We start from the raw sequence: 11,707 nt of genomic DNA, 5'->3' as shown, positions 1-11,707 counted from the left end.
CGGCTCAGCCCTTGAGGGCGCCCGCCATGAGGCCGCGCATGAAGAAGCGGCCCAGCAGCACGTAGATCAGCATCGTCGGGATCGACGCCAGGATGGCCGCGGCCATCTGCTGGCTGTAGGGGGTGGCCTGCGCGCCGGCGATGTTGTTCAGCATCACCGTGGCGGGCCAGCTCGTCGGCCCGGTGAGGAAGACGGCGAACAGGAAGTCGTTCCACAGCGAGGTGAACTGCCAGATGATCACCACCGCGATCGCGGGAGCCGACACGGGCAGCACCACCGACCAGTACGTCCGCAGCATCCCGGCCCCGTCGACCCGTGACGCCTCGATGAGCTCGTCGGGGATCGTGACGTAGTAGTTGCGGAAGATCAGCGTGCAGATCGGGATGCCGTAGACCACGTGCGCGAGCACCAGCCCGGGGATGCCGCCGTAGAAGACGCCCTGCAGCCCGGTCAGCTCGTTGAGCCCGACCAGCAGCTGCACCAGCGGGATCATCACGCCCTGGTAGGGGATGAACATGCCGAACAGGAAGAGCGTGAAGAGCAGGTCGGCGCCCGGGAAGCGCCACTTGGACAGCACGTAGCCGTTCATGGAGCCGAGCACGCACGACAGCAGCGAGCCGGGCACCGCCAGCAGCACGCTGTTCCACAGGCCGGGGGCCAGCTTCTCCCACGCCACCCGCCACGCGTCGAGGGTCCAGGTCTGCGGCAGGTTCCAGGCCTGTCCGGGGTCGGCCTCGGTGAGCGGCTTGAAGCTGGTGACCAGCAGGACGTAGATCGGGATCAGGAAGATCACCACGAAGGCGATCAGCACCGCGAGCCGCACCCCGGTGAACACCCGCCTTCGTCCCGCCACCGCTGTCATGGACGCCTCTCCTTACGCACGGACCAGACGAGGTAGGGGATCACGAAGATCGCGACACTCAGCACGATGTACGAGGCGATGGTGGCGCCCTTGGCCGGGTCGTGGGAGTCGAAGACCGCGACCCACATGAACACCGCCGGCACGTCGGTGATGATCTGCTTGCCCGACACCGCCACGATCAGGTCGAACACCTTCAGCGAGATGTGACCCAGGATGATCAGCGCCGACAGCGTCACCGGACGCAGCAGGGGCAGCACGACGTGCCGATAGACGCCCCACTCGGTGCACCCGTCGACCCGGGCGGCCTCACGCAGCTCCTCGGGGACGCCGCGGAAACCCGCCAAGAACAATGCCATGACATATCCGGACATCTGCCACACAGCCGGGAGAGCCATCGCGGCCATCCCCCAGTCCGGATCCCGGAACCACTGCCACTGCGGCAACCCGATCGCGTCGAACAGCCGGTTGAGCCCGACCGCCCGCTCGTCCATGCCGGAGTTCATCAGCCACCGCCACACGATGCCGGTCGCGACGAACGAGATGGCCATCGGGAACAGGTAGATCGCCCGGAACGTGCCCTCGCCCCTGATCCCCTTCTCCATCAGGAAGGCCAGCAGCCAGCCGAGCACCAGCGCGCCCAGCACGAACACGACAGTGAAGACGATCGCGTGGTTGACCGAGATGTGCCACCGGGGCTGGTCCCAGAGGCTGACGAAGTTGTCGAGCCCGACGAACTTCCCCTCGGTCACCTCGTCGTGCTGGTCGGTCATGGCCAGCCGGAAGTTCCAGCCCAGCATGCCGTACACGAACACGCCGATCGCCACGATCGACGGCGCCACCAGGAGTAGTCCCGGCAGCCAGGTGCGTGCCCGCCTCACAACCACTCCCTCCAAGGAGTACGGCAGGCGCCCCGGTGGACGCCTGCCGTACATGGGTTACTGGGCGTTGGCCGTGGCCGCGTCGGCCAGGGCCTTCTGCAGCGCCGCGACATCCTTGGTGCCGAGGAACAGGCCGACCGCCTCGTTGATCGAGGCCAGCCACGGCTGGTTCACCGAGACGCCGTGCTGGATCGAGCCGGCCAGCTTGTTGCCCGACCAGTCCTTCAGCGCGTCGGCCAGGTAGTCGGTGTAGAGCGACTGGTCGGCGTCCTTGCGGGCCGGGATGGAGCCCTTCTTCGGGTTGAAGGCGTCCTGGCCCTCCTTGCTGGCCGCGACCTTGAGCCAGGCGAGGGCTCCGTCACGGTTCTTCGCGCCCTTGGGCAGGGTGAAGCTGTCGGACAGCCACATGTAGGTGCCCTCGGTGCCCGGAGCGGGCGCCCAGTCGAAGTCGGTCTTCGAGGTCTTGCCCAGGCCGCCCTCCGGCGGGTTGTGGAAGTAGCCGTAGGCCCAGTCGCCCATGATGTTGAAGGCCGCCTGGCCGTCGGCCACCTGCTTGGCGGCGGGCTGCCAGTCGTCCTGCGGGTCGCCCGCGTACGACATGATCGTCTTGAAGCTCTCCAGCGCCTTGGTCACCTCGGGGCTGTTCCAGTCGGCGCCCGGCTTGAACAGCGCGTTGTAGGCGTCGGTGCCGAGCGAGCCGAGCAGGACGTTCTCCAGCAGGTGGGTGACGGTCCACTCGGAGCCGATGGAGAGCGGGATCTTGCCCTTGGCCTTGACCTTCTCCAGCGCGGCGGTGAACTCCTCGATCGTCTTGGGCGCTCCGGCCACCCCGGCCTCCTTGAGGACCGCGGGGTTGAACCACAGGACGTTGGAGCGGTGGATGTTCACCGGCACCGAGTAGATCTTGCCGTCCACGCTGATCTGGTCGATCAGCTGGCTCGGGAAGACGTCCTTGAGCTTGAGCTCGTCGTAGAGGGAGTTGAGCTCCTCCAGGTCGCCGGCCTTGATGTAGCCCTGGAGCTCGGCGCCCGCGTGCCCCTGGAAGGTGTCGGGCGGGGTGTCGGCCTGGAGCTTCGACTGCAGCAGCGCCTTGGCCTTGTCGCCGGAGCCGCCCGCGACCGCCGCGTCGAAGAACGTGAACGAGGGGTTCTGCTGCTCGAAGATCTGTTTCATCGCCTGCAAGCCGTCGGCCTCTCCCGGTCCCGTCCACCAGGAGAACACCTCCACCTGCTTCTTCGCGTCGCCGCCACCTGTGGTCGGCTCTGCCGCCTGGTCGCCGCCACAGGCGGACAGGCTCAGCACGCTGGCCATAGTGATCGCGACGGCCGCCATCCACCTTCGTCGCATCGCACACCGTCCCTTCGATACCCCGAGGAGAGTTGACAACGACGAGAGTTGACAACGTTGTCAGTAGGGCAATCAAGCCACCCCGCACTCACGGGCGTCAAGGTATGTGCGGTAACAGGTCCGCATACTCCCCCGAAACGCTTAAAGGCACCTCCTCTGCCCGTCGTCACGGTCACGCCGAAGTCACGACCCGCGCTCCGCAGGCCGGCCGCGCCGAGACCGCGGCGACCACCTGGTCGCGCCGCGCACCCGCCGCACCAGCCCCGAGGCCGCCCGGGTCACCTCGGTCACCAGCCTGCGGCGACCACAGCATCCGCAGATGTATGTAGAGCGATGTGCATTCGCCCGGGAGGGCGGGCCCGAACCCTGCGCGGTCCGAGCCCGCTGTCACACGCCCTGAGCCCGGCCTCCACCCCTCCGAGGAGACCCGGCGCTCGCGGGAGCGCGTGACGTCACCGGCGGACCGGCCACGACGCGTCGTGCGCAGAAAGCCCCAGGCAGGAGGAGCACGTACGCGTCGCGCCGCGGCCGGCCACAGGCATGAACGCTAGACGCGGAGGGCACGGCCGCACATGCGCCGAGATGGCCATTCGAGGATGTACTCGCGCGCCCCCGATGTGTAGGGACGCTCAGCGGCTCTCGACCACCCCCGCCGGCGCCCAGACCGCATGGGTAACGCGATGCGCGGTGTCCAGACCGCATGGGTAAGAGGAACTGTCGGCCCCTCTGGGCACACTCACCCTATGGCCGACGAACCCCTCGAGCTCGGCGAGATCTCCCTGTCCGAGTGGCACATCCACATGGACCAGATGGCCGAGGTGGGTTTCCTGACCATCGCCAGGCGGCTGCCCTCGCTGGTCCGCCAGGCGATGGGCATGGCCTGGCAGGCCAGCCGGCGCGACACCGCGGCGACGGTCGTGCTCAGCCTGCTGGGCGGCGTGTTCACCGCGTTCGGGCTGCTGGCCACCACCGGCGTGCTGACCGCGCTCTTCCAGGAGGGGCCGACGCCCGAGCGGGTGCGGGCGGCGCTGCCCAGCCTGATCATGGTGGGTGTGGCGGCGGCGCTGCGCACCACCGTGCAGGCGGGCGCCGGCTGGGCGCAGCAGCGCCTCGACCACGGCCGCGATTCCGTGAGCAAGTGCGGCTGATGATGAGCACTGTCCGAGCAAATCCGCGTGATCATGAGCTTTTGATAACGCTCCGTGATGTCGGACTTACGAGACTTTGTGATCCGTGGCGTGGGACGTGCCGTAGATCCGTACGCTTCGGATATGTTGTTCGGCGGTCATCCGCGGGGCCAAGCCCGTGGGGCGCAGCAGCGGCATGAACCAGTCCAACCACCGAACGGCTTCCGGATTCGCTGCCATCAAGCCGCCTCGTCCGTGGAATCGGGAGTGGGCACCAGCCGCACGCGGCCGGACTGGGCCTTCTCGTCGGGGAAGACCCACTTCCGGAGCGCCCAGAAGCGGAAGACCATGGCGATCAGCGTGCCGATGATCTGCGCACTCATGAAGTCGGCGATCTCCTGGGTCACCAGGCTCACGTCCGGGGTCTCCAGGCGGAATGCGTACCGGGAGATCCATAGCGGCGCGGAGCTGAGCACCAGACCGACGCCACTGACCAGGAAGAACAGCGCCGCCTCGTGACGGCGCTCGCGGCCGCCCCTGGTCCGGAAGGACCATTCGCGATTCAACACGTAGGACACGATCGTCGCCACGAGCACCGCGATGACCTTCGCGGTCACCGGCTTCGGTTCCAAAATGGTCAGCTTCAGCCCATAGAACACCGTGTTGTCCACTAAGAACGCTGTTCCACCCACCACCGCGAACTTCAGCAGTTCACGATGCTTCAGCGCAAGTGCGTGCAGGGGTTTCGGTAATCTCGCGAGTACGGCGTTTGCTATTCGGAGCACCCCCGATCTTCTCACCAGCCGAACACCCTGGTAACAAGATCACGGACACGGCTGCTCCGGCTGCAGATGGGGCGTCGTCCCGATCACGTGGCGCTTGGGTTCATACAGCAGGACAACCACGTCATGAGCATGGCCGGGATCCGTCTGATTACTCATGGCCAGACGGTGCGGCTGCCGGAGGACCGTGACGCTACGTGTCCAGCGACTGCTCTCAGATCCGAGCCGCTGCTCATCCAGAGCCGGACACTCAGTGCGCATCAAGCACGGATTCCAGCAACATGTGCTCACGCGAGTGCGGATCCTACAGTCCCGGCGGTCACGACAAGGCGGCCTGGAGGACGGCGCGGGCGATGGGAATGGCGGCCGAGTCACCGGGAGGCGCGTGTTCGAGGACGACCCCCACCGCCACCTCGGGGGCATCGGCGGGGGCGAAGGCGGTGAAGACGGCGTGGTCCCGCGGGCCGGCGCCGGTCGCCGGCCGGATGCCGGAGAAGGCCGCCGGCGTGCCGCCCGCCGCCACCTCGACCCCGGCGATGGCGGCCGCCGTGCCGGTGCCGCCCGGCCGGGTGACGGCGGTCATCATCGACGCCAGTTGCCGGGCCAGCGGGGCGGCCAGGGTGGTGCGGTAGGGCGTGGCGTCGCCCCGGTTGATGATCGAGCCGTCGGGCAGGCGCACGTCCTGCACCAGGTACGGGCGCATCATGACGCCGTCGTTGGCCACGGCGGCCGACAGCATGGCGATCACCAGCGGGGTGGCGCGTTCGAGGTGCCGGCCGGCGGCCGTCAGCGCGGTCCCGGCCCGGTCCAGCTCGCGGGGAAGGGTGCTGGGAACGACCCGCAGCGGGATCGCGAGGTCGCCGGCGCCGAACCCGAACGCCTCCGCCTGGTCGCGCAGGCTGTCCTGGCCGAGCCGCAGGCCGAGGTCGGCGAAGGCGGTGTCGCAGGATCTCCGGAAGGCGCGGGCCAGCGAGGGCGTGCCGTCGCCGCACGGCCGGCCGCCCGGGTTGGACAGGTGGTCCGGGCGGCCGGGAAGCGGCAGCCGGGCGGGGCCGGAGAGCCGCGACTCGGGCGTGTATTCGCCGGAGGCGAGCGCGGTGGCCGCGGTGACCACGGTGAACGCCGAGCCCGGCGGGTAGCTCCGTTCCAGCGCTCGGTTGAGCAGCGGCCGGCCCGGGTCCAGGCTCAGGTCGTGGTCGACCCTGGCCAGCCTGTCCGGGTTGAGGGTGGAGTAGGCGTTGGGGTCGTACGAGGGATAGCTGGCCAGGGCCAGGATCGCGCCGGTCGCCGGGTCGATCGCCACCGCGGCGCCCGGCAGGCCCGCCGATCTGAGGCTCTGGTAGGCGGCCCACTGGACGCGTTGCCTGATCGTGAGCCTGACGTCGGCTCCGTCCACCTCGCCGTCCCTGACCAGCCTGCGCATCCGCATCCCCGGGTCGTCTCCGGACAGCACCCCGTTCTCCGCCTGCTCGATGCCGGCGGCCTGGTGCAGGGAGACGTAGCCGGTCACGGGCGCGTACATCTCGCCGTCGGTGTAGACCCGCCGGTACTCGTACGGCCCGCGCCTGCTCTCTCGGCTCCTGACGATGGTCCGGCCCTCGTAGGTGAGGATGTCGCCGCGTGGATGGCCGAACCTGGCGAGGAGGGCGCGCTCGTTGCGCGGATCGGCGTAGAGGCCGCGCGCGCCAACCGTCTGCACGTAGGTGATGTTCGCCAGCAGCGAGAAGAACATCGCGCCGCAGACCAGTGCGACCCGCCTCAGCGGGATGTTCATCCTCTTCGCCCTGGGCCCGGCCATGGATCATGGTCTAACAGGCGGCCCGCCAAGCCAGGGCTACAGGAAGCTCCGGTAGTAGGAGATCTTGTTGTGGATGTAGCGCTGACGTTCGGCGAGGTTGGCGATCTGCCCCTCGACCCGGCGGTCGTGCTCCTCCAGCAGCTTGATCCGGTCCTGGATCGTGTGGTCGCCCGCGCGGACCAACTCGGCGAAGCGGAGCATCTCGGCGATCGGCATGCCGGTGTCGCGCAGGCACCGGACCATGCCCAGCCAGCCCACGTCCTCCTCGCTGAAGCGGCGCTGCCCGGCGGAGTTGCGGCCGACGGGCTCCAGCAGGCCGATCTTCTCGTAGTAGCGCAGGGTGTCGAGGGTGAAGCCGGTCTCCTCGACCACTTCCGCGGGTGTGTAGACGCTCACGACCCAGAGCATCGCACCTGGAGTGCCCTCCAGGTCAATGCGATGTCCGCTTATCCCGAAAAATGCCCTGGTGTCGGTATTCTTTGATCACTTGACATGGAGTGCACTCCAGCTTCCACAGTCGTGCCCATGAACATCGCACTCGGCACGATTCCGTTCGGCACGACCGTCGGCGAGGACGATTCCTTCGCCATCCTGGACCGCTTCTTCGAGGCGGGTGGCACCATGCTCGACACCGCCAACAACTACCCGTTCTGGGTCGAAGGCCGCTCCGGCGACGAGAGCGAGCTGACCGTCGGCGCCTGGCTGGCCGCCCGCGGCAACCGCGACGAGGTGTTCCTGAGCACGAAGGTCGGCGCCCGCCCGACGATTCCCGGCGACACCACGCTGGACTCGGCGGAGGGCCTGTCCGCCCCGGTCGTCGCGCGGGCCGTCGAGGGCAGCCTGCGCAGGTTGCGGACGGACTACATCGATGTGTATTGGTCGCACATCGAGGACCGCTCCGTCCCGCTCGACGAGACCCTGGGCGCCTTCGACGAGCTGGCCCGGCAGGGCCGGATCCGCAGCGCCGGCGCGAGCAACGTGTCCGCCTGGCGGCTCGAACGGGCCAGGAGCCTGTCGGTCTCGCGCGGCTGGCTGCCCTACACGTACGTGCAGCTGCGCCACACCTACCTGCGCCCCCGCCCGCTGACCAGGCCGGTGGAGTCGGGCCACGTGCTCGCCACGGACGACATGCTGGACTACGTCAACGCCGAGCCCGATCTGACGCTGTGGGCGTACAACACGCTGATGGCGGGCTCCTACACGCGCCCCGACCGTCCGATCCCGGAGATCTACGACCATCCGGGCACGGCCCGGCGGCTCGCCGTCCTGCACGAGGTGTCGTCGGAGCTGGGCGCCACGCCCAACCAGGTGGTGCTGGCCTGGCTCATCGCCGACGGGTACGTCCCGATCGTCGGCGTCTCCACGATGGCCCAGCTCGACGAGGCCATCGGCGCGGCGGACGTCAAGCTGGACGACGAGCTCCGCACGCGGCTCGGTGCCCCGTGCTGAGCCACTGGCGAAACCGCCGCCGGTCCCGCGACGAGCCGACGCGCGAGGGCCGCGGCGGCGAGATTCCCGGCGAACGGCGGCGCCGGGGACGGGCTCTCTTCGAGGAGGGACGGCGCCCGCCGGCCCACGGCAGGCTGATGCTGTCGGGCGGCGGCCTGTGGCTGGTCGAGCACATCCCGGAGGACGGCCGCCCGGGCGGTTACGGGAGGTGTTCGGCGAGGTAGCGGCGGACCAGCAGCTTGCACTCGGCGATCATGAGCGGGTCGCCGTCGGGACGCGTCCGGAACGCCACCTTCAGCACCGCGTCGGTGGCCTCCACCGCCACCAGCAGCGCCCGGTCGAGGCCGTCGCCCGGCGGCGCGTCGAGCAGGTCGAGGGTGAGCGCCCGCAGGCGCTCGGCCACGACGACGTTGTTGTCCTGGGCCCGGTCGAGCATCCGGCGGGTGCCCTCAAGGGGCGGCCCCCCGGGCGTGGCGAGCACCTCGCCGAAATCCACCACCGCGAACCCCGGTGTGGTGCGCTTCATCACGACGAACTCGTCGATCGCCAGGTCCACCAGGTCGGTCCAGTGCTCCAGGTGGGCCTCGGCGATCCGCGCGCTCACCCGGCTCAGGAAGGCGTCGAGGTTGCGGATGGCCAGCGCCCTCACCAGGCCCTGCTTGTCGGGGAAGAACTGGTAGAACGTGCCGATCGGCACCTCGGCCCGGCGCGCGACCTCCTTGGTGGTCAACGCCTCGTAGCCGATCTCGTCCAGCAGGCGCGCGCACTCGTCGAGCATCCGCTCCACACGCTCCACGCTGCGGCGTTGGGCTGGACGGCGGCGCAGGGCACTGGTCATGTCCCCATCCTCGCCTATTTCCGGCAGCCACACGCTTCCGACGTGGCGAGCCGATTAACATGAGCGACACTCGCATAACTTGAGGAGCCGCGAATGTTTCTCTGGGGTACGGCCACGGCCGCCTATCAGATCGAGGGGGCCGTCTCCGAAGACGGCAGGGGTGTCTCCATTTGGGACACGTTCGCGCACGAGCCGGGCCGCGTCCGCGACGGGCACACCGGCGACGTGGCCTGCGATCACTACCACCGCTGGCGCGAGGACCTCGAACTCATGACGGAGCTCGGGGTGAACGCCTACCGCTTCTCGATCGCCTGGCCCCGGATCCAGCCGGACGGCACCGGCGCGGCCAACTCGGCGGGCCTCGACTTCTACGAGCGGCTGGTGGACGAACTGCTCGCGGCGGACATCACGCCGGTGCCGACGCTGTTCCACTGGGACCTGCCCCAGGCGCTGGAGGACCGCGGCGGGTGGCTCAACCGCGACACCTCCGGCTGTTTCGCCGAGTACGCCGGAGTTGTCGCGGAGCGTCTGGCCGACCGCGTCCCGATGTGGATCACACTGAACGAGCCGTTCGTGCACATGGCCTTCGGCTACGCCATGGGCGTCCACGCCCCGGGCCGGGCCCTGCTGCTCGACGCCCTGCCGGTCGCCCACCACCAGCTGCTCGGCCACGGCCTGGCCGTGCAGGCGCTGCGCGCGGCAGGGGCCGGTCAGGTGCTGATCACCAACAACTGCACCCCCGTCTGGCCGGCGTCCGGCTCCAAGGAGGACCTGGCCGCCGCGGACGCCTACGACACCCTGCACAACCGCCTGTTCAACGACCCGATCCTGCTGGGCGCCTACCCCGATCTGTCGGCGTACGGGGCCGAGGTGGAGGTCCGCGACGGCGACCTGGCCACGATCTCCGCCCCGCTGGACGGCCTGGGCGTCAACTACTACAACCCCACCAGGATCGCTGCCCCCACGGCCGACGGCCTCCCCTTCACGGACGCCGGCGTCACCGGCTACCCCACCACGGCCTTCGGCTGGCCGGTGGTCCCCGACGGCCTCCGCGAGCTCCTGACGGGTCTCGCCCACAGGTACGGAGCCGCCCTCCCGCCGGTCTACGTCACCGAGAACGGCTGCTCCCAGCCCGACGAGCTCACCCCGGCCGGGGTCGACGACCAGGAGCGCATCGCCTACCTCGACGGGCACATCGACGCGGTCCGGCGCGCCCGGCAGGAGGGCGTCGACGTGCGCGGCTACTTCGTCTGGTCGCTGCTGGACAACTTCGAGTGGGCCGAGGGCTACCACCAGCGGTTCGGCCTCGTCCACGTCGACTTCGACACCCAGCGCCGCACCCCCAAGGCGTCGTACCACTGGCTGAAACGCCGCCTCGCGGAGCGCGACGACACGTTCCGCAGGTGACGCACGGCAGCCCGCACCACTCCCCGCCCGCGCCGGGGACGAGGGGCGGTGGGTGCGCCGCCCCGACGGGCGCCACCTCGCCGGACCGGCCCGGAACGCGGGTCAGAACACCGACACGTGCACGTGGTCGTAGTGGTTGGCGGTGACCCCGCCACGGTCGGACATGGGGTCCCAGCCGCCGCCGGACCGGATGTCGTAGTAGCGCTGCTTCCAGATGATGTACATCACCCCGAGCCGCGACCCGTTCCTGATCAGGTATTCGGCCAGCGCGTCGCCCCGGTCGGCGTCGGCGCCGGTGGCCGCCCGGCCGCCGCTCGACATCATGAAGTCGCAGGCCCGCCCCTTGCCGTGCTCGCCGGGGTCGCCGGAGCGCAGGCAGCCCACGCCGTATTGCATCGGGAAGTTCTGCATGACCTCGGCCCGGACCATGACCATGCGCTGGGTGAGCCCGCTGGAGCCGCCGGGCTGCTGGAAGCCGTACTTGGCGAGCAGCCGCTCCATCTCGCGGCGCTTGCCCTGCATGACCTTGATCTCCTTCTTAAGTTTGTTGATCTTGTCGTTGGCGGCGAGCTTGGCCTTCTTGGAGTCCGCGATCAGCTTCTCGATGCGCTGGACCTGGCTGGTGCGCTCGTTGGCCATGTAGGCCATGTTGGCCGCCTGGCCGAGCGCCTTGTGCGGCTCGATGGCGGTGCCGAACAACTGGGTGCCGTCGAACGGGCCCACGATGTAGGCGTTGCGGGCGATGGCGGCCACGTCGGCCCTGGCCTTGTCGAGCCGCGCCTGCAGCGCGCCCGAGGTCTGGGTGGCCCGGCCGGCCTGGATCCTGATCTCTTCGAGGCTCTGGATCTGGCCCCGGTAGAGCTCGTTGAGCTGCGACGCCTGCTTGGTCAGTTTGCGCAGCTCAGCGGGGCTCGGTTCGGCCGAGGCCGACCGCGGTGGCGGGAGTGCGAGCAGCCCGGCGAGGACGACGGCGAGTGCGGCGAAGCGACCAAGTTTCAATGCCCGTCCTCCCCTCATAGACGGACCGAAACTATAGAAGATGATCTTGATTTCTGTCATCCGAACAGTGGAACTCATGCACCTTAGGTGGAGTATGCCTATTTTGTCGGAAATAAGAGCTCAATAAAGTTTGGGTCTTGCCGAGATCGCCAGGCCGGTTTGAGATGGCGACGAACTCTCTGCGAAGGGGCAGACCGTGTCTCGTTTATCGTCCTCAGTC

The 11,707-nt window shown here is 68.9% G+C and carries 11 protein-coding genes; 3 read left to right on the top strand and 8 right to left on the bottom strand.

All coding sequences use genetic code 11. From position 1 onward, the window contains the following. Positions 1-4: 4 nt before the first annotated feature. Genes AB0C16_RS17555 through AB0C16_RS17545 form a run of 3 tightly spaced genes read right to left on the bottom strand, consistent with a single transcriptional unit; the run spans position 5 to position 3,087 of the window. Positions 5-862, bottom strand: a complete 858-nt coding sequence (locus AB0C16_RS17555; RefSeq protein ID WP_357683957.1) for a carbohydrate ABC transporter permease — start codon at positions 860-862, stop codon at positions 5-7. Further along, complete coding sequence (locus tag AB0C16_RS17550; RefSeq protein ID WP_357683955.1) at positions 859-1,740, bottom strand: sugar ABC transporter permease; 882 nt, start codon at positions 1,738-1,740, stop codon at positions 859-861. The genes AB0C16_RS17555 and AB0C16_RS17550 overlap by 4 nt, the downstream gene beginning before the upstream one ends. Positions 1,741-1,797: 57 nt before the next feature. Then, complete coding sequence (locus tag AB0C16_RS17545; RefSeq protein ID WP_357683952.1) at positions 1,798-3,087, bottom strand: ABC transporter substrate-binding protein; 1,290 nt, start codon at positions 3,085-3,087, stop codon at positions 1,798-1,800. A gap of 743 nt (positions 3,088-3,830) precedes the next feature. On the opposite strand from AB0C16_RS17545, the gene AB0C16_RS17540 reads away from it, so the two are divergent. Then, a complete protein-coding gene (locus tag AB0C16_RS17540) occupies positions 3,831-4,235 on the top strand; it encodes a hypothetical protein (protein ID WP_357683949.1) in 405 nt (134 codons plus the stop codon). A gap of 218 nt (positions 4,236-4,453) precedes the next feature. Here the strand turns inward: AB0C16_RS17540 and AB0C16_RS17535 are convergent, their stop codons facing one another. The 3 genes from AB0C16_RS17535 to AB0C16_RS17525 form a co-directional block, all read right to left on the bottom strand. Then, positions 4,454-5,014 carry a GtrA family protein gene (locus AB0C16_RS17535; protein WP_357683946.1) on the bottom strand — a complete coding sequence of 187 codons (561 nt, stop codon included), beginning with the start codon at positions 5,012-5,014 and terminating at the stop codon, positions 4,454-4,456. A 301-nt stretch (positions 5,015-5,315) separates the two neighbouring features. Beyond that, positions 5,316-6,770: a penicillin-binding transpeptidase domain-containing protein gene (locus tag AB0C16_RS17530; protein WP_357683943.1), complete on the bottom strand. Its 1,455-nt coding sequence runs from the start codon at positions 6,768-6,770 to the stop codon at positions 5,316-5,318. A gap of 60 nt (positions 6,771-6,830) precedes the next feature. Continuing rightward, entirely contained in the window at positions 6,831-7,202 is a 372-nt protein-coding gene (locus AB0C16_RS17525; protein ID WP_357683941.1) for a MerR family transcriptional regulator, read from the bottom strand. Positions 7,203-7,319: 117 nt separating this feature from the next. Here AB0C16_RS17525 and AB0C16_RS17520 point away from each other — a divergent pair, with 117 nt between their 5' ends. Beyond that, positions 7,320-8,243: an aldo/keto reductase gene (locus tag AB0C16_RS17520; protein ID WP_357683938.1), complete on the top strand. Its 924-nt coding sequence runs from the start codon at positions 7,320-7,322 to the stop codon at positions 8,241-8,243. A gap of 199 nt (positions 8,244-8,442) precedes the next feature. On the opposite strand, the gene AB0C16_RS17515 is transcribed toward AB0C16_RS17520, so the two are convergent. Next, positions 8,443-9,081, bottom strand: coding sequence for a TetR family transcriptional regulator (locus AB0C16_RS17515; protein WP_357683935.1), 639 nt, complete (start codon positions 9,079-9,081; stop codon positions 8,443-8,445). Positions 9,082-9,174: 93 nt separating this feature from the next. On the opposite strand from AB0C16_RS17515, the gene AB0C16_RS17510 reads away from it, so the two are divergent. Next, positions 9,175-10,488 carry a GH1 family beta-glucosidase gene (locus tag AB0C16_RS17510; protein WP_357683932.1) on the top strand — a complete coding sequence of 438 codons (1,314 nt, stop codon included), beginning with the start codon at positions 9,175-9,177 and terminating at the stop codon, positions 10,486-10,488. A gap of 102 nt (positions 10,489-10,590) precedes the next feature. On the opposite strand, the gene AB0C16_RS17505 is transcribed toward AB0C16_RS17510, so the two are convergent. Then, on the bottom strand, positions 10,591-11,487 hold the full coding sequence (locus AB0C16_RS17505; RefSeq protein ID WP_357683929.1) for a hypothetical protein: 897 nt from the start codon (positions 11,485-11,487) through the stop codon (positions 10,591-10,593). Positions 11,488-11,707: the final 220 nt, after the last annotated feature.

It is taken from the genome of Nonomuraea sp. NPDC048916 (genome assembly GCF_040649575.1).
GTDB lineage: Bacteria > Actinomycetota > Actinomycetes > Streptosporangiales > Streptosporangiaceae > Nonomuraea.
The sequence above is the reverse complement of the archived record's forward strand: the minus strand, read 5'-3'. Positions and strand labels throughout refer to the sequence as shown.